This is a genomic window from Streptococcus oralis (genome assembly GCF_018448765.2).
In the GTDB taxonomy this organism is placed as follows: Bacteria; Bacillota; Bacilli; order Lactobacillales; family Streptococcaceae; genus Streptococcus; species Streptococcus oralis_BM.
Window position 1 is genome coordinate 752,616 of the sequence record NZ_JAHCMC020000001.1, and the last position, 19,973, is coordinate 772,588.

Annotated in this window: 20 protein-coding genes and 1 pseudogene; 20 read left to right on the forward strand and 1 reads right to left on the reverse strand. The window is 41.7% G+C overall.

All coding sequences use genetic code 11. The features are described 5' to 3' along the window. Window positions 1–79: 79 nt before the first annotated feature. The 13 genes and pseudogenes from KIH88_RS03705 to KIH88_RS03765 all read left to right on the forward strand — a co-directional run bounded on the left by KIH88_RS03705 (window position 80) and on the right by KIH88_RS03765 (window position 13,044). Window positions 80–880 (forward strand): dihydroorotate dehydrogenase electron transfer subunit, encoded by an 801-nt coding sequence (locus tag KIH88_RS03705; RefSeq protein WP_084872911.1) that lies wholly within the window; start codon window positions 80–82, stop codon window positions 878–880. Beyond that, on the forward strand, window positions 843–1,829 hold the full coding sequence (locus KIH88_RS03710) for a dihydroorotate dehydrogenase (protein ID WP_162279331.1): 987 nt from the start codon (window positions 843–845) through the stop codon (window positions 1,827–1,829). The genes KIH88_RS03705 and KIH88_RS03710 overlap by 38 nt, the downstream gene beginning before the upstream one ends. 110 nt (window positions 1,830–1,939) lie before the next feature. Continuing rightward, entirely contained in the window at window positions 1,940–4,192 is a 2,253-nt protein-coding gene (locus KIH88_RS03715) for a glucosaminidase domain-containing protein (RefSeq protein WP_213988440.1), read from the forward strand. A 152-nt stretch (window positions 4,193–4,344) separates the two neighbouring features. Further along, window positions 4,345–5,133 (forward strand): SDR family NAD(P)-dependent oxidoreductase, encoded by a 789-nt coding sequence (locus KIH88_RS03720; RefSeq protein ID WP_084867069.1) that lies wholly within the window; start codon window positions 4,345–4,347, stop codon window positions 5,131–5,133. Between the two features lie 162 nt (window positions 5,134–5,295). Further along, window positions 5,296–6,111 carry an EbhA gene (locus tag KIH88_RS03725; protein WP_084867071.1) on the forward strand — a complete coding sequence of 272 codons (816 nt, stop codon included), beginning with the start codon at window positions 5,296–5,298 and terminating at the stop codon, window positions 6,109–6,111. Window positions 6,112–6,224: 113 nt separating this feature from the next. Further along, a complete protein-coding gene (locus KIH88_RS03730; protein WP_000141913.1) occupies window positions 6,225–6,461 on the forward strand; it encodes a DUF2829 domain-containing protein in 237 nt (78 codons plus the stop codon). Next, window positions 6,454–7,152, forward strand: coding sequence for a 3-oxoacyl-ACP reductase (locus KIH88_RS03735; RefSeq protein WP_213988441.1), 699 nt, complete (start codon window positions 6,454–6,456; stop codon window positions 7,150–7,152). Before KIH88_RS03730 ends, KIH88_RS03735 begins: the two co-directional genes overlap by 8 nt. Window positions 7,153–7,162: 10 nt before the next feature. After that, window positions 7,163–7,648: an NUDIX hydrolase gene (locus tag KIH88_RS03740; protein WP_213988442.1), complete on the forward strand. Its 486-nt coding sequence runs from the start codon at window positions 7,163–7,165 to the stop codon at window positions 7,646–7,648. Further along, a pseudogene (locus KIH88_RS03745) lies at window positions 7,641–7,793 on the forward strand (putative PEP-binding protein); the annotation flags it as partial. The gene KIH88_RS03740 and the pseudogene KIH88_RS03745, both read left to right, overlap by 8 nt. A gap of 29 nt (window positions 7,794–7,822) precedes the next feature. Continuing rightward, window positions 7,823–8,263 carry an ASCH domain-containing protein gene (locus KIH88_RS03750; protein ID WP_213988443.1) on the forward strand — a complete coding sequence of 147 codons (441 nt, stop codon included), beginning with the start codon at window positions 7,823–7,825 and terminating at the stop codon, window positions 8,261–8,263. A 122-nt stretch (window positions 8,264–8,385) separates the two neighbouring features. Then, complete coding sequence (locus tag KIH88_RS03755; protein WP_213988444.1) at window positions 8,386–10,932, forward strand: M1 family metallopeptidase; 2,547 nt, start codon at window positions 8,386–8,388, stop codon at window positions 10,930–10,932. Window positions 10,933–11,042: 110 nt separating this feature from the next. After that, window positions 11,043–11,717, forward strand: coding sequence for a two-component system response regulator CiaR (gene ciaR, locus KIH88_RS03760; protein WP_000590630.1), 675 nt, complete (start codon window positions 11,043–11,045; stop codon window positions 11,715–11,717). Continuing rightward, on the forward strand, window positions 11,707–13,044 hold the full coding sequence (locus KIH88_RS03765; RefSeq protein ID WP_213988445.1) for a sensor histidine kinase: 1,338 nt from the start codon (window positions 11,707–11,709) through the stop codon (window positions 13,042–13,044). Before ciaR ends, KIH88_RS03765 begins: the two co-directional genes overlap by 11 nt. A gap of 63 nt (window positions 13,045–13,107) precedes the next feature. On the opposite strand, the gene KIH88_RS03770 is transcribed toward KIH88_RS03765, so the two are convergent. Next, window positions 13,108–13,392 (reverse strand): DUF3270 domain-containing protein, encoded by a 285-nt coding sequence (locus tag KIH88_RS03770; protein WP_009730037.1) that lies wholly within the window; start codon window positions 13,390–13,392, stop codon window positions 13,108–13,110. A gap of 385 nt (window positions 13,393–13,777) precedes the next feature. Here KIH88_RS03770 and KIH88_RS03775 point away from each other — a divergent pair, with 385 nt between their 5' ends. From KIH88_RS03775 to KIH88_RS03805, 7 genes are all read left to right on the forward strand, one after another. Continuing rightward, on the forward strand, window positions 13,778–14,833 hold the full coding sequence (locus tag KIH88_RS03775) for an ABC transporter permease (RefSeq protein ID WP_213988446.1): 1,056 nt from the start codon (window positions 13,778–13,780) through the stop codon (window positions 14,831–14,833). A gap of 13 nt (window positions 14,834–14,846) precedes the next feature. Beyond that, entirely contained in the window at window positions 14,847–15,527 is a 681-nt protein-coding gene (locus KIH88_RS03780; protein WP_213988447.1) for an ABC transporter ATP-binding protein, read from the forward strand. 124 nt (window positions 15,528–15,651) lie between these two features. Beyond that, entirely contained in the window at window positions 15,652–16,581 is a 930-nt protein-coding gene (locus tag KIH88_RS03785) for a peptidase U32 family protein (protein ID WP_213988448.1), read from the forward strand. 105 nt (window positions 16,582–16,686) lie between these two features. After that, complete coding sequence (gene rpiA / locus KIH88_RS03790; RefSeq protein WP_213988449.1) at window positions 16,687–17,370, forward strand: ribose-5-phosphate isomerase RpiA; 684 nt, start codon at window positions 16,687–16,689, stop codon at window positions 17,368–17,370. Between the two features lie 23 nt (window positions 17,371–17,393). Next, a complete protein-coding gene (locus tag KIH88_RS03795) occupies window positions 17,394–18,605 on the forward strand; it encodes a phosphopentomutase (RefSeq protein WP_213988450.1) in 1,212 nt (403 codons plus the stop codon). Window position 18,606: 1 nt separating this feature from the next. Next, on the forward strand, window positions 18,607–19,167 hold the full coding sequence (locus KIH88_RS03800) for a DUF1697 domain-containing protein (RefSeq protein WP_213988451.1): 561 nt from the start codon (window positions 18,607–18,609) through the stop codon (window positions 19,165–19,167). After that, complete coding sequence (locus KIH88_RS03805) at window positions 19,164–19,973, forward strand: purine-nucleoside phosphorylase (RefSeq protein WP_084911003.1); 810 nt, start codon at window positions 19,164–19,166, stop codon at window positions 19,971–19,973. Before KIH88_RS03800 ends, KIH88_RS03805 begins: the two co-directional genes overlap by 4 nt.

Sequence of the window (19,973 nt, forward strand, 5' to 3'; positions counted from 1 at the left end):
CTAGCCTAACCTAACTGAGGCCTTGCATTAGCAAGGTCTTTTCTTTATCTGGTCCCCTTAAATTTAAGGAGGAAAAGTCATGAATCCCACGTGTAAGAAGCGTTTTGGTGCCATTCGTTTGGAGACCATGAAGGTGGTCGCTCAGGAGGAAATTGCGCCAGCAATCTTTGAATTAGTCCTAGAAGGGGAGATGGTTGAAGCCATGCGAGCCGGCCAATTTCTTCATCTGCGTGTGCCTGATGATGCCCATCTTTTGCGCCGTCCTATTTCAATTTCGTCTATTGATAAGGCAAATAAGCAGTGTCATCTCATTTATAGGATTGAGGGGGCTGGGACCGCTATTTTTTCAACCTTAAGTCAGGGAGATACTCTTGATGTGATGGGACCTCAGGGTAATGGTTTTGACTTGTCTGATCTAGATGAGCAGAGCCATGTTCTCCTTGTCGGTGGGGGGATTGGTGTTCCACCCTTGCTTGAGGTGGCTAAGGAATTGCATGCGCGTGGGGTGACAGTAGTGACAGTCCTCGGTTTTGCGACTAAGGATGCTGTTATTCTCGAAACCGAATTGGCCCAATATGGTCATGTCTTTGTAACGACAGATGATGGTTCTTATGGCATCAAGGGAAATGTTTCTGTTGTTATCAATGATTTAGATAGTCAGTTTGATGCTGTTTACTCATGTGGAGCGCCTGGAATGATGAAGTATATCAATCAAAGATTTTATGATCATCCAAGAGCCTACCTATCTCTGGAATCTCGTATGGCTTGTGGGATGGGAGCTTGCTATGCCTGTGTCCTAAAAGTGCCAGATAGTGAGACTGTCAGCCAACGTGTCTGTGAAGATGGCCCTGTTTTCCGCACAGGAACAGTTGTATTATAAGGAGAAAATGATGACTACAAATCGTTTACAAGTTTCTCTACCGGGCTTGGATTTGAAAAATCCCATCATTCCAGCATCAGGCTGTTTTGGTTTTGGTCAAGAGTATGCCAAGTACTATGATTTGGACCTTTTAGGCTCTATTATGATTAAGGCAACGACTCTAGAACCACGTTTTGGAAATCCAACTCCCAGGGTTGCAGAGACACCTGCTGGTATGCTCAACGCAATCGGCTTGCAAAATCCTGGTTTAGAAGCTGTTTTAGCTGAAAAGTTGCCTTGGCTGGAGAGAGAATATCCTACGCTTCCCATCATCGCTAATGTAGCTGGCTTTTCAAAACAAGAGTACGCTGCCGTTTCTCGAGGAATTTCCAAGGCAGCCAATGTAAAGGCTATCGAGCTCAATATCTCTTGTCCGAATGTGGATCATGGCAATCATGGACTTTTGATTGGGCAAGATCCTGATCTAGCTTATGAAGTGGTAAAGGCAGCTGTGGAAGCCTCTGATGTGCCAGTTTATGTTAAGTTAACCCCTAGCGTGACGGATATCGTCACCGTTGCAAAGGCAGCAGAAGATGCAGGGGCAAGTGGATTAACCATGATCAATACTCTAGTCGGTATGCGCTTTAATCTAAAAACCAGAAAACCAATCTTGGCCAATGGAACGGGTGGAATGTCAGGTCCAGCAGTCTTTCCAGTAGCCCTCAAACTCATCCGTCAAGTCGCCCAAACAACAGACCTTCCCATTATTGGAATGGGAGGAGTGGATTCGGCAGAAGCTGCTTTAGAAATGTATCTGGCTGGAGCGTCTGCCATCGGAGTTGGAACAGCCAACTTTACCAATCCTTATGCCTGTCCTGATATCATCGAACATTTACCAACAGTCATGGACAAATACGGCATTAGCAGCTTGGAAGATCTCCGTCAGGAAGTCAAAGCCAGTCTGAGATAAGCTAGACACTCCTTATCGTCAACAAGAAATAGAATCTTCATCAATTTGTAATATTTCCGTTGGTTAACTATGTTACAATAGGGTTTAGAAAACGTTATTGGAGCATTTAAATGAAACGATGGAAAGTGGCCCTAGTAAGTGCTGGCTTATTGGGGTGTTTTTTTACTGTAGTAGAAACAGCAAAAGCAGATGAAGGGACTTGGAAAGGAAAGACTTACCTCAAAGCTGATGGAAAACAAGTAACCAACCAATGGATCTTTGACCAAACGTATCAGAATTGGTTTTATCTTAAGGCTGATGGACAACGTGCAGAAAACGGCTGGCTGACTGTTGGTGATAAGGATTACTATTTTAACGAAGCTGGAAAATTAGCTACAAAAACGTGGATTAACCAGTACTATGTAGCTGAAAGTGGTACTAAGGTCAAGAATCAATGGGTGTTTGACCAAGAAAAACAATCTTGGTATTATCTCAAGTCTGATGGTCAGAAAGCTCAAAATGAGTGGATCCAACAAGGTCAGGAAAAATATTACCTTAAAGAAGATGGGAAAATGGCCAAAGATGAGTGGGTCACTCAAGGTGGAAACCAATACTACGTTAATTCTCAAGGTAAAATGCTGAAAAGTACTTGGCTTGGTAAGAACTATTTGTCAGAAAATGGTAATAAGGTCAAACAAGGTTGGATTTATGATGATAACTATAGCAGTTGGTTCTACATTCAACAAGATGGTACCTATGCTGAAAATGGCTGGCGAACCATAGACGGAAAGGAATACCATTTCAAATTTGGAGGCTATCTTTCTACCGAGCGCTGGATTGGCCGCTTCTATGTTGCAAAGAGTGGAGCCAAACTGAAATCCGAATGGCTCTTTGATAAGAATTACGATTCTTGGTTTTACTTGAAAGCAGACGGTAGCTATGCCGAAAAAGGCTGGGAAACGATTAAAGGTAAAGATTACCATTTCAAATTTGGAGGCTATCTTTCTACCGAGCGCTGGATTGACCGCTTCTATGTTGCTAAGAGTGGAGCTAAACTGAAATCCGAATGGTTCTTTGACAAGAATTATAACTCGTGGTTTTACTTGAAAGCAGACGGAACCTATGCTGAAAAAGGCTGGGAAACGATCAAAGGCAAGGAATACCATTTCAAATCCGGTGGCTACCTCTCCACAGAAACTTGGCTTGATCGCAGCTATGTGACGAGCAGTGGAGCAAAAGCAGGTAAAGGTTGGCTCTTTGATAAGAATTATAACTCTTGGTTCTATATCAACTCTGATGGGAATTATGCTGATAAAGAATGGATCTGGGATAATGGTTATTACTATCTCAAATCTGGCGGTTATATGGCTGCGAGTGAGTGGGTGTGGTACAAGAACAATTGGTTCTACCTCAAGTCAAATGGGAAGATGGCTGAGAAAGAATTAATCTACGATTCATCCGACCAATCATGGTACTACCTTAAATCAGGCGGTTACATGGCAAAAAACGAGACTGTAGATGGTCATACCTTGGATGCTTCCGGTAAATGGCATGTTGCGGATAAAACCAAATATTACAAAGTTAAACCAATCACAGCATATGTCTATAGTGCATCTGGAGAAATCTTGAGTTATATTAACCAAGGAAGCATTGTCTCACTGGATAGCTCTACTCGAAAAGGTGGCCGACTTGCAGTTTCGATTTCTGGCTTGTCTGGCTATATGAATCAAAGTGATTTGACAGCAGTGGATGAAGGAAGCGAGTTTATCCCTCATTATACTAGTGATGGGAAATTCCTCTACCATGAACTCTCTCCTTATACGAGTATCAAAGTAGCTCCACACACATCTGCAATGATTATTGGTAAGAAGTACTACTCAACTGATGGGGAGCATTTTGAGGGCTTTACCATTAAAAATCCTTTCCTCTATAAAAACTTGAGAGAACCAAGTAATTATAGTGCAGCTGAATTGGATAAACTGTATTCGATGATGAACTTGCAGGATAGTCCTCTAGCAGGTAAAGGAGCGACTTTCAAAGAAGCTGAGGAACGCTACGGTGTCAACGCCCTTTACTTGATGGCACATAGCGCTCTTGAAAGTGCGTGGGGACGCAGTCAAATTGCCAGAGATAAGAACAACTTCTTTGGTATTGCAGCCTATGATACTAGCCCATATCTATCAGCCAAGAGCTTTGATGATGTGGACAAAGGAATTCTCGGAGCAGCCAAGTGGATTCGTGAGAACTACATCGACTATGGCAGAGACCACCTTGGAAACAAGGCAACAGGAATGAATGTTCGCTATGCTTCCGATCCATACTGGGGTGAGAAAATAGCTAGCATCATGATGACCATCAACAGCAAACTTGGTGGGAAAGACTAATCAAAAGAACTCAACGGTAACTACTGAAAAGTGGTTATCGTTTTTTTATTTTCTAACTTTAGACGAATAGCGGAAATGTTTTGATTTGACGAAGCTGCTGCTTAAGAGTATAGTAGTGAATAGGTTAGAAACAGGGAAGGGTGAGTAGATAGATGAAAAATGTTATTGTCACAGGGGGAAGCTCTGGAATAGGACTGGAAATTGCAAAATTATTGGCAAAAGATGCCGATCATATTGTCCTTGTAGCACGAAATTTGACAAGGCTGACTCAGGCTAAAGAAGTACTGATAACAATGAATCCGAATTTAAAGATTTTCCTAATCAGTGCTGACTTATCAACGATTGAGGGCATCCACCGCTGTATTGAGCAGATTGAAGATTTAAATCTTGATATTGATAGCCTAGTAAACAATGTAGGCTACGGAGTGAGCGGATTGGCTGACAGTCTGCCTCTTGAGACTGTCGAAAAGGCTGTGGTGACCAATGCAATGGCGCCGACCCTGCTGACTCAGGCATTTTTAAAAGCCATCATCAAAAACAAGGGAAATATTCTGTTTATCGGAGCAGGAGCGGCAACACATCCCATGCCCAGTCTGGTTCATTACTCCGCCAGCAAAAATCTCATCCATGGGCTGGTCAGAGGTCTTCGGATTGATTTAAAAGGGACTGGTGTCCATATAACAGAGATTCAACCGGGACCTGTTGCTACGAATTTCGGGAACAGCAGCAGTTCGTCTTCCTCCCAAGATTTTGCGACGCATAATCCATTGAAAAAGGTTGAAATCACGCCTCAGCAGTGTGCAAAAGAATCGCTTGCAGCTCTGAAGCGTAATAAATCGTCTTATTATCCTGGAAGAGGCTATCGCTTTATTATCCGATTAACCAAGTTGCTTCCAAATTCAGCTATGGAACGCATTCTTCAACGTTTTATTTCACGCTAATATTTAAAATAAAGGTTGGAATTCCAGCCTCTTTTTTATGAGGAAGGGCTTGACAGGCTTTTTATTAGACAATGAGTTGATTGAATAGCTTTCCAAACTTGAAATTTATAAAACGATATATTAAAATATAAAAGAAATTATTTATAAATCAAGGAGTTTAAAATGAAGAAATCAATGATTGTCGGGCTTATTACTTTTATCGCTTTAGGATTAGCAACAGGATACTATTTCTTATCCTATGCACCACATCAAGCTGCTGTAACTAAGTTTGAAGATGTAGTAAAGGATTTAAATGAAAAAAATAAAGAAGTTGAAGATCAGATAGCTGAGGCTGAAAAAGTTATTGATAATAATGAAGAACCTCTTGATTCTAAGACATTGGAAGAATTGAAATCTACTATAAAGGATAGCCAAGATTCACTTCGTAAAATACCAGATATTGAAAAACAAACTGAGCAAATTGAGAAGCAAATTGAAGAATTAAGTCAACCATCAGATTATAGTGAAATAAAAAAGAATTTATCTGAAAAATTGACTCACTATCAAAATAGCATTCTTCAATTAAAACAAATTACAAATCCTTCAAGTTCTTTTATCGAAGAAAGACTCAAAGAAATTGAATCAATTACTGGAGTACAATCTGTTACGGAGGATAATGACCCCAATAAAAAATTAAATAAACAAGGAGGGTATACAGCGTCTGTATATTTTGTTGACAAGCAAGTGAATGAATCTGTAGAAGGCTCAGATATTGTTCAAAAAGGTAATGATGCTGGTGGAGATATAGAAGTTTATAAGACAAAAGAAGATGCAGAGAAACGCAATACTTATATTAGTGCTTTTGATGGAACTGCTTTAAATCCTGGGTCACACTATGTTTATGGAACCATATTAATTCGCACTTCGCACCATTTAACAGGAACGCAACAGAAAGAACTGACTGAGAAAATCTACAATAAATTGATTGAACTGAAATAATAAAAAAATTGGATAGCTATTAGTTTTATTGAACTAAGATACAGTCAAAAAGCCGTTGGAAAACGGTTTTTTGTTATAATTAAATTAAGAATTTAGAATTAAAGGAGAAGAACATGACATTTGAAGAAATATTGCCTGGATTAAAGGCTAAGAAAAAATATGTACGAACTGGTTGGGGAGGGGCTGAAAACTATGTGCAGCTTTTTGACACTATCGAGCAAAACGGGGTTGCACTTGAAGTAACGCCTTATTTCCTCATCAACGTTTCTGGAGAAGGGGAAGGTTTTTCTATGTGGAGCCCGACACCTTGTGATGTTTTGGCGACGGATTGGGTAGAAGTGCATGACTAGACGTGTATTGATTACGGGAGTGAGTTCAGGGATCGGTCTAGCTCAAGCTCGCCTCTTTTTAGAGAATGGCTATCAAGTTTATGGAGTTGACCAAGGTGAAAATCCAGTTTTAGAGGGTGATTTTCACTTTTTACAGAGAGATTTGACCTTGGACTTGGAGCCTATTTTTGACTGGTGTCCTCAGATTGATGTTTTGTGCAATACTGCTGGAGTTTTGGATGATTACAAACCACTTTTGGAACAATCAGCGCAGGAAATTCAAGAGATTTTTGAAATTAACTATATGACTCCTGCTGAGCTGACTCGTTATTATTTGACGCAAATGCTGGAAAGTAAAAAGGGAATCGTTATCAATATGTGTTCAATTGCTTCAAATCTAGCAGGAGGTGGTGGTCACGCCTATACTTCCTCTAAGCATGCCCTAGCTGGCTTTACCAAGCAGTTGGCTCTAGACTATGCTGAGGCTGGGATTCAGGTCTTTGGTATCGCTCCAGGTGCTGTCAAGACTGGCATGACTGCTGCAGACTTTGAACCAGGTGGGTTAGCGGACTGGGTGGCTAGTGAAACACCAATCAAACGCTGGATCGAGCCAAGTGAAATTGCAGAAGTCAGCTTATTCTTAGCTAGCGGTCACGCATCCGCCATGCAAGGACAAATCCTGACGATTGATGGTGGCTGGTCTTTGAAGTAGGAGAAATTGGATGGAAATCAAAAATCATTTTGGTGTATACGGAGTCTGTCTTCAAGATGGTAGACTTCTCTGCATTGAAAAAACGAGAGGCCCTTATCAACATCGTTATGATTTACCTGGTGGTAGTCAGGAACTAGGTGAGGGGTTGACAGAAACTCTCAAGAGGGAAGTTATGGAAGAGACGGGGTATACGCTTAGCGATTATTCAAACCCTAGAGTCTATGATGTGCTAGTTCAAGAAAATGGGCAAAACTTTGCCGTACATCATATCATGGCATTTTATGATATTGAGATAAACGAGGGGCAACCTCAAGTTGCCATTTCTGAAGCTGTCTCTGATGGTGCGAATGATTCACTTGGATATATTTGGATGGATATTCAGAAAATCACAGAAGATAATGCATCGCCATTAGTCTTGAAGGTTAAGTCTGAATTATTAGGATTTCCAGAATTGGACAAGACCTTGTATATGAATTGGAAGGTGAATGATGACTAATCAGCTGGCTCTTAGTGGAGAAAAAATTATTGAAAAAGTTTATCCTCAACTATTTCACCACATTGGAATGATTCGTGGGGAATACTTGTTGAGAGAGCTCAATCGAAATATCCTGTTATCAAGTTGTCAGCAATCTATAAAAGAAGTAAGTAAAAAATTACAAAGGAGCAACCTATGACACCGCAAGAAATGTGGAATGCATATAAGAAAATCAACCCATCGATCGGAGATGAAATCGATGCTTGGGCTTTTGGAGTGGAAGCCGATCTCTTGGCAGATTTGGTTTTAAAAGGCGAAAAGACTGCAACCGCCTCAGCCTATGATCTTTATTCAGTTGATAACGAACCCCTGCCACAAGAAGGGACCTTTGACATCATTTTAGATAGCCAAGATCGGGCTGTCTGTATTGTCGAAATTACAAAGGTTTCCGTTCAGCCTTTTCATCAAGTGTCAGCTGACCATGCCTTCAAAGAAGGGGAAGGAGACAAATCCCTAGCCTATTGGCGTCAGGTTCATGAGGACTGTTTCGTCGAGTGGCTGAGAGAAGCAGGACTGACTTTTACACCTGAAAGCAAGGTTGTTTTAGAAGAATTTCGCAAGGTCTACCCACTGTAGACTGTTAGACGGAAGAAAGTTTTGGAAATCGCCGTCCAATCCTTTTTTCTTAAGCAAAACATGATATAATAAGTTTGTTTGAAGAAGAGTAGCAGCTCTTAAACTTAGAATAGGAGAAAACTATGCAAGCAGTTGAACATTTTATTACGCAATTTGTTCCTGAACATTATGATTTATTTTTAGACTTGAGTCGTGAGACCAAGACCTTTTCTGGGAAGGTGACCATTACTGGTCAAGCACAGAGTGACCGTATTTCCCTTCACCAAAAAGACTTGGAAATCGCTTCTGTAGAAGTTGCGGGTCAGGCTCGTCCATTTACAGTTGATCATGAAAATGAAGCCCTTCATGTCGAATTGGCTGAGGCTGGTCAAGTTGAATTGGTCATCGCTTTTTCAGGAAAAATCACAGACAACATGACAGGGATTTACCCTTCTTACTACACAGTTGATGGAGTGAAGAAGGAAGTCTTGTCTACCCAGTTTGAGAGCCATTTTGCGCGCGAAGCCTTCCCGTGTGTGGATGAGCCTGAAGCCAAAGCAACTTTTGACCTTTCTCTACGTTTTGACCAAGCAGAAGGTGAAGTTGCCTTGTCAAACATGCCAGAAATTGATGTTGAAAACCGTAAGGAAACAGGCATCTGGAAGTTTGAGACAACACCTCGCATGTCTTCTTACTTGTTGGCCTTTGTTGCTGGTGATTTGCAAGGGGTAACGGCTAAAACTAAAAACGGTACCCTCGTCGGTGTCTACTCAACCAAAGCCCACCCACTATCTAACCTTGATTTCTCACTGGACATCGCCGTTCGCTCTATCGAGTTTTACGAAGATTACTATGGAGTTAAGTACCCAATTCCTCAATCACTTCACATCGCCCTGCCTGACTTCTCAGCTGGTGCTATGGAAAACTGGGGTCTTGTGACCTACCGTGAAGTTTACTTGGTTGTAGATGAGAACTCAACCTTTGCTAGCCGTCAACAAGTTGCCCTAGTTGTAGCACATGAGTTGGCCCACCAATGGTTTGGGAACCTCGTGACTATGAAATGGTGGGATGATCTTTGGCTTAATGAAAGCTTCGCTAACATGATGGAATACGTCTGTGTGGATGCCATCGAGCCAAGTTGGAATATCTTTGAAGATTTCCAAACAGGTGGAGTTCCAGCTGCGCTTAAACGCGATGCGACGGATGGTGTTCAGTCTGTCCATGTCGAAGTCAAACACCCAGATGAAATCAATACGCTCTTTGATGGCGCTATTGTCTATGCCAAAGGAAGCCGTCTCATGCACATGCTTCGTCGCTGGCTCGGTGATGCGGATTTTGCTAAAGGCTTGCATGCTTACTTTGAAAAGCACCAGTACAGCAACACCATCGGTCGTGACCTTTGGAATGCCCTTGGTCAGGCATCAGGACGTGATGTCGCAGCCTTCATGGATTCTTGGTTGGAACAGCCTGGCTATCCAGTTCTCACTGTCAAAGTTGAAAATGATGTCTTGAAGATTTCACAAAAACAATTCTTTATCGGTGAGCATGAAGATAAGAATCGTCTCTGGGTGGTGCCACTCAACAGCAACTGGAAGGGTCTACCAGATACACTTGAAACTGAAAGTATCGAAATCCCTGGCTATGCTGCTCTTCTTGCTGAAAACGAAGGAGCACTTCGTCTCAACACTGAAAATACAGCCCACTATATTACAGACTATCAAGGAGACTTGTTAGATGCTGTTCTTGCTGACTTAGTTGAGCTTGATAACACAAGCAAACTACAAATCGTTCAAGAACGTCGTTTGCTTGCTGAAGCAGGGCACATTTCTTATGCTGACTTGCTCCCAGTCCTTGATAAACTTGCTAAGGAAGAGTCCTACCTTGTGGTTTCAGCTGTTTCTCAAGTGATTACTGCCCTTGAGCGCTTTATCGATGAAGGAACAGAAACTGAGAAAGCCTTTAACAGTCTGGTTGCTAAATTGGCTCGTCACAACTATGACCGTCTTGGTTTTGAAGCCAAAGATGGAGAATCAGATGAGGATGAATTGGTTCGTCAGTTGACCATTTCCATGATGATTCGCTCCAATGATGCAGAAGCTAGTCAAGTCGCTAGCCAAATCTTTGCAGCTCACAAGGAGAACCTTGCAGGACTTCCAGCAGCCATCCGTGCTCAAGTTCTCATCAATGAGATGAAACACCATGAGACCAAAGACTTGGTTGCAACTTATCTGGACCTCTACACTCATGCGACAGATGCGGTCTTCAAACGCCAGTTGGCTGCGGCTCTTGCCTACAGTACAGATGCTGACAATATCCAAACCTTGATTAGTTCGTGGAAGGATAAATTTGTGGTGAAACCACAAGACCTTTCTTCATGGTACCTCCAATTCCTCGGACACCAAGCTACCCAAGAAACTGTTTGGGTTTGGGCGCGTGAAAACTGGGATTGGATTAAGGCAGCCCTTGGTGGAGATATGAGCTTTGATAGCTTTGTCATCTTCCCATCGCATATCTTTAAAACAGAGCAACGCTTGGCAGAGTACAAGGAATTCTTTGAGCCCCAACTCTCTGACCTCGCTCTTAGCCGTAATATCGGTATGGGAATCAAGGAAATTGCAGCGCGTGTTGACTTGATTAAGCGTGAGAAAGCAGCAGTAGAAACTGTTGTAGCTCAATATGCCAAAGCTTAATTCATTCGAAATGTAAATAAAAAACTCAACTTTCTATCTTAAAAGAAGAGGGAGTTGAGTTTTTTTTAAGGCAATTTTGGTATAATAATCATAACAAGGAGGAGTTTCTGATGATAAAAATCTTATTAGTAGAAGATGACCTAGGCCTGTCAAACTCAGTATTTGACTTTTTAGATGATTTTGCAGATGTCATGCAGGTTTTTGATGGAGAAGAAGGTCTCTACGAAGCTGAAAGTGGCGTCTATGACTTGATTTTGCTTGACCTGATGTTGCCTGAAAAAAATGGTTTCCAAGTCTTGAAAGAATTGCGTGAAAAAGGAATTACAACACCAGTCCTTATCATGACCGCTAAGGAAAGTTTGGATGACAAGGGACATGGTTTTGAGTTGGGAGCAGATGATTATCTGACCAAACCTTTCTACCTAGAAGAACTCAAAATGCGGATTCAAGCCCTTCTCAAACGTTCAGGCAAGTTTAACGAAAATACCTTGACCTATGGGGATATTGTCGTCAACCTTTCAACGAATGAAGTGAAGGTGGAAGACACTCCTGTGGAACTACTCGGAAAAGAGTTTGAGTTATTGGTTTACTTCCTTCAAAATCAAAATGTTATTCTTCCTAAGACGCAAATTTTTGACCGTCTATGGGGATTTGATAGCGATACAACTATTTCCGTTGTAGAAGTCTATGTCTCAAAAGTTCGTAAGAAATTGAAGGGAACAGCCTTTGCTGAAAATCTTCAAACCTTGCGTAGTGTCGGGTATATTTTAAAAGATGTTCAATAAACTAAAAAAAACATGGTATGCAGATGATTTCAGCTATTTCATTCGAAACTTTGGAGTGTTCACCCTGATTTTCTCTGCGATGACCTTGATTATCCTCCAGGTCATGCACTCGAGTCTCTACACTTCTGTAGATGAAAAACTCCAAGCCCTTAGTAGCAGTCCCCAAGCGGTTATCCAATTAGCCCTGAATCGGGCAACTGAGGAAGTCAAGGATATTCAACCAGCAACAGCGGATGCTAGCAAGGCTGAAATCAAACCCAATGTCAGCTCCAATACGGAAGTCTTGCTCTTTGACAAGGATTTTAACCAACTCTTACTGGGCAATCGCTTTTTAGGCTTGGACAAGATCAAGCTGGACAAAAAAGAGTTGAATCACATTCGCCAAATCCAAGTTATCAATAGCTACGGTCAGGAAGAAACCTATCGGATGATTTTGATGGAAACCAATTCTTCCTCCGTATCAAGTAACGTCAAGTATGCGGCGGTTTTAATCAATACTAGCCAGCTTGAGCAAATTAGCCAAAACCACGAGCATTTAATTGTTGTAGTCATGGCTAGTTTCTGGCTTCTGTCTTTAATTGCCAGTGTTTACTTGGCACGTGTCAGTGTCAAACCCTTACTGGAAAGTATGCAAAAGCAGAAGTCCTTTGTAGAAAATGCGAGTCACGAACTGAGAACGCCTTTGGCTGTTTTACAAAATCGTTTAGAGACTCTCTTTCGAAAACCAGAAGCGACGATTATGGAATCCAGCGAAAGCATTGCTTCTAGTCTTGAAGAAGTTCGCAACATGCGTTTCCTCACGACAAATCTTCTCAATCTTGCACGTCGAGATGATGGAATCAAACCTGAAGTAGCAGAAGTTTCTCCGCAATTCTTTAAAACAACCTTTGCTAACTATGAGTTGATTGCTTCTGAAAATGATCGTGTTTTTGAATATGAAAATCGGATTTATCGTTCCTTCATGACCGATCAGTTGCTCCTAAAACAGCTCATGACTATCTTGTTTGATAATGCTATCAAGTATACTGAAGAAGATGGAAAAATTGAGTTTGTGGTCCATGCTACGGATCGCCACCTCTATCTATCAGTAACGGATAACGGAATTGGGATTTCAGCTGCCGATAAGAAGAAAATCTTTGACCGCTTTTATCGTGTAGACAAGGCGAGAACCCGTCAGAAAGGTGGTTTTGGTCTAGGACTATCTTTGGCCAAGCAGATCGTAGATGCCTTACGAGGAACGATTACCGTTAAAGATAACAAACCTAGAGGAACGATTTTTGAAGTTAAAATTGCTATCCAATCTCCTCCCAAACGTAAGAATAAATAAAAAGACAGTTTTAAAACTGTCTTTTTTGTTAACTAGAGAAGAGGTTGGTAGTGGTACCAACCTTTATTTTGAAATTTTTCGTTTAATAATCTTTCGTTGGAGTTGGAGGAGTGTCAAGCTTGCCCCCATAGCAGCAACAAATGATAAAGCTGTGTTTAATTTTAAGGCTAAAAAGATAAAACTAAAAAACACCATAAAAATACAAAAACAAGCAATATTTACAAAAAATAAAATCTCTTTTAAATTGGAGCTAACAGGTGCTTCCAGTGTATAGTCTTGATAAAGCGGAGTTTGATTCGATTCGGGAGTTTGTTCAAACTCATAAGCTTCTAATTTTCTTGCGGGCATGATTCTCTCCTTAACAGTACATAACTATTTTATCATTTTTTATGCAGAGAATTATTACAGAATTGTTACAAAACTACTAAAGTCTCTTATCATCTTCTAAGTCGCTCTTCTTGACACCCACTAGGGAAAGTGATAGCATGGATGTTACACTTAAAACAGATGACCTGACCTTCTCTATTATAAATATACTGAGTAAGGAAGGGATAACTTATATAAATTGATAGCAAGCTGAGGCTTTTTCCTAAGATGATTTGTTAAGTTGCTACTTGGATACTTTTGTAGAGTATTGGTAGGAGTTGTTTTGAATGGATGATAAGACAGAAATTCTGTCTATTGGACTGGGTGGCCTTCTTGCTACCTCTGGGGAAAGTAAAAGGAGATAAGCATGTATCTTGCTATCAAAGAAATAGTACGAAACAAACTGCGATATAGTTTGATTCTAACTACCATTTTTCTTATCGCTTTTATGGTCTTTTTTATGACCAGTCTAGCTCTTGGTCTTGTGCGGAACAACCGGGCCGCTATTGATAATTGGCAAGCAACGGGTGTCGTTTTATCCGACTACGCAAATGATAATTTGACAGCATCCTTTATTCCTGAAAAGGACTACAAGGATAAGAGTTCGGAAGAGGCTGCTCCATTGGGCTATATGTTCGCTGTGACCAATCTAGTTGATGGTAGTGAAAAGGTCAATGTTTCCATTTTTGCTCAAGACTGGGACGCTTTTATCTCACCTAGTTTGACGGAGGGTCGTTATCCTGAAGGAGATGATGAGGTTGTCGTGGATCAGTCTTTTGAGAACTATGGGATTAAGCTAGGCGATGCCATTCAGCTCAATGGAAGCGAGGCAAGTTACAAGATTGTAGGCCTGACTCAAGGAAATAAATTTTTCACTGAGCCTGTTGTCTTTACGAGTCTGACAACTTATTGGACCTTACAAGGTACCTTGAAAGCCAATCGTTCCATCTCTGCCTTGGTATTGAAAAATGATATAGAAGTGACTGGCGATGGTTTGAAACAGATTTCCATTCCAAAAATGATATCGAAAATTCCTGGTTACACACCCCAGGTTAATGTATTTTCAGGGATGATTCTTGCTATGATTGTTATCACAGGCTTGATTGTGGGGATTTTTGTTTATATCATTACCATCCAAAAACTAGGTCTTTATGGAATAATGCGGGCTCAGGGAATACAAATCAAAACCATTGTATGGTCTCTATTCTGTCAAATCTTCCTCCTAGCTGGTATGGGGATTGCTTTAGCCTTGCTGGCAATCGGAGGAGTGATTTTAGTCTTACCAGCTACCTTCTTTTTCTATCCAAGTTGGATAGCTTACTCTGTCCTAAGCTTGGTAATTTCCTTGATGGCCCTTCTAGGTGGTGTCATTTCACTTCCACGCTTGCTAAAGGTGGACCCGATTACTGCGATTGCAGAGTGATAAGGAGAATAGTATGACAGCATTGATTGAAATGACTCAAGTTACAAAAACCTACGGGGAAGGAAAGATGAAAGTCGTTGCCCTGCATGAGACGAATTTTCAGCTAAATGCGGGGGAGTTCGTAGCTATTGTTGGGCCCTCTGGCTCTGGCAAGACAACCTTTCTAACAACTCTAGGACAACTTCAGGAAGCATCTAGTGGAAAGATTCTAGTAAAGGGGAAGGAAACAGGCAGTTTGACGGAGAAGGAGAAAACAGACCTCCGTTTTAGAGAGTTTGGTTTCATTCTCCAGGCTTCAAACCTAATTCCTTTTCTAACGGTCAAGGAACAGCTGGATTTGATTGACAGACTGGATAAGGGAAAAAATAGTAAAAGTGACCGAAAAGAGCTCTTTGAGTTGTTGGATTTGGAAAAAGTACAAGATCATTATCCCAAGGCTCTATCGGGTGGCGAACGTCAACGTGCGGCGATTGCTAGAGCGCTTTATAATAATCCGAGCATCGTGCTTGCAGATGAGCCGACAGCCAGTCTAGATACCCAGCGTGCTTACCAAGTAACAGAAATGTTGGCTGCCATTGCCCATGAACAAGGTAGAGGAGTTGTCATGATTACACATGATACACGCCTTCTTGATAAGGTCGACCGTATCTATGTTATGAACGATGGCCACCTAGTTGAAGAAACACATGCATAAAAGAAAGTGGACGGTACTGGTTACTGTTCACTTTTTGATTGGGAAAGATAGAAATAAGTTTAACTTTTTGTGAAACTCTCAATATTCATAGCTGATTTTTGAGAAATGTGGTATAATTTTTCTTATGGAAAAGATTATCATTACAGCAACTGCTGAAAGTATTGAACAAGTTGAACAACTACTCGAAGCTGGCGTAGATCGTATCTATGTTGGTGAGAAAGATTTTGGCCTTCGTCTGCCAACAACCTTTAGTTATGAAGACTTACGCACTATCGCCAAGCTCGTTCATGATGCAGGCAAGGAATTAATTGTTGCAGTCAATGCCCTCATGCACCAAGATATGATGGACCGTATCAAGCCATTCCTAGATTTCTTGGAAGAAATCAAGACAGACTATATTACTGTTGGGGATGCAGGTGTCTTTTACGTGGTTAACCGTGATGGCTATTCCTTCAAGACTATCTACGATGCTTCAACCATGGTGACTAGCAGTCGTCAGATTAACTTCTGGGGCCAAAAGGCAGGAGCCTCTGAAGCGGTCCTGGCGCGTGAAATTCCATCTGCTGAACTCTTCAAGATGCCAGAGATTTTGGAAATTCCTGCTGAAGTCTTGGTTTACGGAGCTAGCGTCATCCATCATTCTAAGCGTCCGCTCTTACAAAACTACTATAACTTCACGCATATCGATGACGAAAAGACGCGTAAACGTGACCTCTTCTTAGCAGAACCGAGTGACCCTGAGAGTCATTATTCCATCTTTGAAGACAATCATGGTACCCACATCTTTGCAAATAACGACCTTGATTTGATGACCAAATTGACAGAATTGGTGGAGCATGGTTTTACTCACTGGAAGCTAGAGGGGCTTTACACACCTGGTCAGAATTTTGTAGAAATTGCCAAACTCTTTGTCCAAGCACGCAGCTTGATTCAAGAGGGAAATTTCAGCCATGACCAAGCTTTCTTGTTAGATGAGGAAGTGCGCAAGTTACACCCCAAAAACCGTTTTCTCGATACAGGATTCTATGATTACGATCCGGATATGGTTAAATAGGACACCAAAACCCGAAATAAAAATGTTCGGGTTTTTCCAGTGTATCCATGAAATAAAAACGGATACATGTTATAATAAAAATAGCTCTTTAATGGAGGTGTTTAAGTGGAGAATCTGAAAAAGATGGCAGGTATCAAGGCTGCTGAGTTTGTCAAGGATGGCATGGTAGTTGGACTAGGAACCGGCTCTACTGCCTATTATTTCGTAGAGGAAGTAGGTCGTCGCATTAAGGAAGAAGGTTTGCAGATTACTGCTGTAACGACTTCCAGTGTGACCAGTAAACAGGCTGAAGGTCTTAACATCCCGCTCAAGTCGATTGACCAAGTAGACTTTGTCGATCTGACAGTCGATGGGGCGGATGAAGTAGATAGTCAGTTTAACGGGATCAAAGGCGGTGGTGGTGCCCTTCTGATGGAGAAGGTTGTCGCAACGCCCTCAAAAGAATATATTTGGGTGGTGGATGAAAGCAAACTGGTAGAGAAACTAGGTGCTTTTAAATTGCCAGTAGAAGTGGTTCAGTATGGTGCAAAACAGGTCTTTCGTCGGTTTGAGCGAGCTGGCTACAAACCAAGTTTCCGTGAAAAAAACGGCCAACGTTTTGTGACAGATATGCAGAATTTTATCATTGATCTAGCCTTGGATGTCATTGAAGATCCAATTGCCTTCGGACAAGAGTTAGACCATGTCGTTGGTGTCGTAGAGCATGGCTTATTCAACCAAATGGTGGATAAGGTCATCGTAGCTGGACGGGATGGCGTTCAGATTTTAACTTCAACAAAAGCAAGATAACTAAAATAATAAGGAGACAGATTATGTCAAAATTTAATCGAATTCACTTGGTGGTACTGGATTCCGTGGGAATCGGTGCAGCACCAGATGCTAATAACTTTGTCAATGCAGGGGTTCCAGACGGTGCTTCTGACACACTAGGACACATTTCAAAAACAGTTGGTTTGAATGTGCCAAACATGGCCAAAATCGGTCTAGGAAATATTCCTCGCGAAACGCCGCTTAAGACTGTACCAGCTGAAAGCAATTCAACAGGTTATGCAACAAAATTGGAAGAAGTATCTCTAGGTAAGGACACCATGACTGGACACTGGGAAATCATGGGACTCAATATTACCGAGCCTTTCGATACTTTCTGGAACGGATTCCCAGAAGAAATCCTGACAAAAATCGAAGAATTTTCAGGACGCAAGGTCATTCGTGAAGCCAACAAACCTTACTCAGGTACAGCTGTTATCGATGATTTTGGACCACGCCAGATGGAAACTGGGGAGTTGATTATCTATACTTCAGCTGACCCTGTTTTGCAGATTGCTGCCCACGAAGATATCATTCCTTTAGATGAATTGTACCGTATTTGTGAATATGCTCGTTCGATTACCCTTGAGCGTCCGGCCCTTCTAGGTCGTATCATTGCCCGTCCATATGTAGGTGAACTAGGTAACTTCACTCGTACAGCTAACCGTCGTGATTTGGCCGTATCTCCATTTGCCCCAACTGTTTTGGATAAATTGAATGAGGCTGGTATCGATACTTACGCTGTTGGTAAAATCAACGATATCTTTAACGGAGCTGGTATCAATCATGACATGGGCCACAACAAGTCAAACAGCCACGGAATTGATACATTATTGAAGACCATGGGACTTGCTGAGTTTGAAAAAGGATTCTCCTTCACAAACTTGGTTGACTTTGATGCCCTTTATGGCCACCGTCGCAATGCCCATGGTTACCGTGATTGCTTGCATGAGTTTGATGAACGCTTGCCTGAAATTATCGCAGCCATGAGAGAGAATGACCTTCTCTTGATAACTGCGGACCATGGAAATGACCCAACCTATGCAGGAACAGACCACACTCGCGAATATATTCCACTTTTAGCTTACAGTCCTGCCTTTAAAGGAAATGGTGTCATTCCAGTTGGACATTTTGCAGATATCTCAGCGACTGTTGCCGATAACTTTGGTGTTGAAACTGCCATGATTGGGGAAAGTTTCTTAGATAAATTGGTATAAGATGACGCGCTATGCTTTACTTGTTCGGGGCATTAATGTCGGAGGGAAAAATAAGGTTGTCATGGCGCAACTTCGTCAAGAACTGACAGAGTTGGGACTGGAAAAGGTTGAAACCTACATCAACAGTGGCAACATTTTCTTTACTTCTATAGTTCCCAAAGCCCGATTGGTTGAAAAGTTAGAGGTTTTCTTTGCAGTCCATTATCCATTTATTCAGAGCTTTTCTTTGCTGAGTCAGGAAGATTATGAAGAAGAGCTGAAGAATCTGCCAGATTGGTGGACCAAAGCCCTGGCTCGAAAGGATGTGCTCTTCTACACGGAAGGCTTGGATGTGGATCAAGTGATCGAGAAAGTGAACAGTTTGGAACTGGAAGATGAAGTCGTTCATTTTGGAAGACTTGGGATTTTCTGGGGGAAATTCTCCGAAGAATCCTACTATGCAACTGCCTATCATAAGTACTTACTCAAGATGCCTTTCTACCGCCAAATCACCATTCGCAATGCCAAAACCTTTGACAAAATCGGTCAAATGCTAAAAAATAATAAAGGAGATACAGAATGACATTTTTAGATAAGATCAAGGAAACAGCTGCTTTCTTGAAAAGCAAGGGAATCCAAGCTCCCGAGTTTGGTCTAATCCTTGGATCAGGTCTTGGAGAATTGGCAGAAGAGATCGAAAATCCAGTTGTAGTAGACTATGCTGAGATTCCAAACTGGGGCCGCTCTACAGTAGTTGGTCACGCTGGTAAATTGGTATATGGTGAACTCGCAGGTCGAAAAGTCTTGGCTCTTCAAGGTCGTTTTCATTTCTATGAAGGAAATCCTCTTGAAGTCGTGACTTTCCCAGTACGCGTAATGAAAGTCCTCGGATGTGAAGGTGTCATTGTAACCAATGCAGCTGGCGGTATTGGATTCGGTCCTGGTACTTTGATGGCTATCTCAGACCATATCAATATGACGGGGCAGAACCCATTGATGGGTGAAAACTTGGATGATTTTGGTCCACGTTTCCCAGATATGTCTAAAGCCTACACTCCAGAATATCGTGCTACTGCCCATGAAGTGGCCAAGAAACTTGGTATCAAGCTTGATGAAGGTGTCTATATCGGTGTAACCGGTCCGACTTATGAAACCCCAGCAGAAATTCGTGCCTATAAGACATTGGGGGCAGATGCAGTTGGTATGTCCACTGTTCCTGAAGTTATTGTGGCAGCCCACTCAGGCTTGAAAGTTCTAGGAATTTCATGTATCACTAACCATGCTGCTGGTTTCCAAGAAGAACTCAACCACGAAGAAGTTGTAGAAGTGACTGAACGTGTCAAAGGCGACTTCAAAGGTTTGGTTAAAGCTATTCTTGCTGAACTCTAA

Bases quoted from the DNA above. Each gene is read 5' to 3' on its own strand.
- KIH88_RS03805 (WP_084911003.1), top strand. From the start codon at position 19,164: ATGACATTTTTAGATAAGATCAAGGAAACAGCTGCTTTCTTGAAAAGC.
- KIH88_RS03785 (WP_213988448.1), top strand. From the start codon at position 15,652: ATGGAAAAGATTATCATTACAGCAACTGCTGAAAGTATTGAACAAGTT.
- KIH88_RS03735 (WP_213988441.1), top strand. From the start codon at position 6,454: ATGACTAGACGTGTATTGATTACGGGAGTGAGTTCAGGGATCGGTCTA.
- KIH88_RS03750 (WP_213988443.1), top strand. From the start codon at position 7,823: ATGACACCGCAAGAAATGTGGAATGCATATAAGAAAATCAACCCATCG.
- KIH88_RS03740 (WP_213988442.1), top strand. From the start codon at position 7,163: ATGGAAATCAAAAATCATTTTGGTGTATACGGAGTCTGTCTTCAAGAT.
- KIH88_RS03800 (WP_213988451.1), top strand. From the start codon at position 18,607: ATGACGCGCTATGCTTTACTTGTTCGGGGCATTAATGTCGGAGGGAAA.
- ciaR (WP_000590630.1), top strand. From the start codon at position 11,043: ATGATAAAAATCTTATTAGTAGAAGATGACCTAGGCCTGTCAAACTCA.
- KIH88_RS03770 (WP_009730037.1), bottom strand. From the start codon at position 13,392: ATGCCCGCAAGAAAATTAGAAGCTTATGAGTTTGAACAAACTCCCGAA.
- KIH88_RS03765 (WP_213988445.1), top strand. From the start codon at position 11,707: ATGTTCAATAAACTAAAAAAAACATGGTATGCAGATGATTTCAGCTAT.
- KIH88_RS03715 (WP_213988440.1), top strand. From the start codon at position 1,940: ATGAAACGATGGAAAGTGGCCCTAGTAAGTGCTGGCTTATTGGGGTGT.
- KIH88_RS03705 (WP_084872911.1), top strand. From the start codon at position 80: ATGAATCCCACGTGTAAGAAGCGTTTTGGTGCCATTCGTTTGGAGACC.
- KIH88_RS03755 (WP_213988444.1), top strand. From the start codon at position 8,386: ATGCAAGCAGTTGAACATTTTATTACGCAATTTGTTCCTGAACATTAT.
- KIH88_RS03720 (WP_084867069.1), top strand. From the start codon at position 4,345: ATGAAAAATGTTATTGTCACAGGGGGAAGCTCTGGAATAGGACTGGAA.
- KIH88_RS03780 (WP_213988447.1), top strand. From the start codon at position 14,847: ATGACAGCATTGATTGAAATGACTCAAGTTACAAAAACCTACGGGGAA.
- KIH88_RS03730 (WP_000141913.1), top strand. From the start codon at position 6,225: ATGACATTTGAAGAAATATTGCCTGGATTAAAGGCTAAGAAAAAATAT.
- KIH88_RS03795 (WP_213988450.1), top strand. From the start codon at position 17,394: ATGTCAAAATTTAATCGAATTCACTTGGTGGTACTGGATTCCGTGGGA.
- KIH88_RS03725 (WP_084867071.1), top strand. From the start codon at position 5,296: ATGAAGAAATCAATGATTGTCGGGCTTATTACTTTTATCGCTTTAGGA.
- KIH88_RS03710 (WP_162279331.1), top strand. From the start codon at position 843: ATGGCCCTGTTTTCCGCACAGGAACAGTTGTATTATAAGGAGAAAATG.
- KIH88_RS03775 (WP_213988446.1), top strand. From the start codon at position 13,778: ATGTATCTTGCTATCAAAGAAATAGTACGAAACAAACTGCGATATAGT.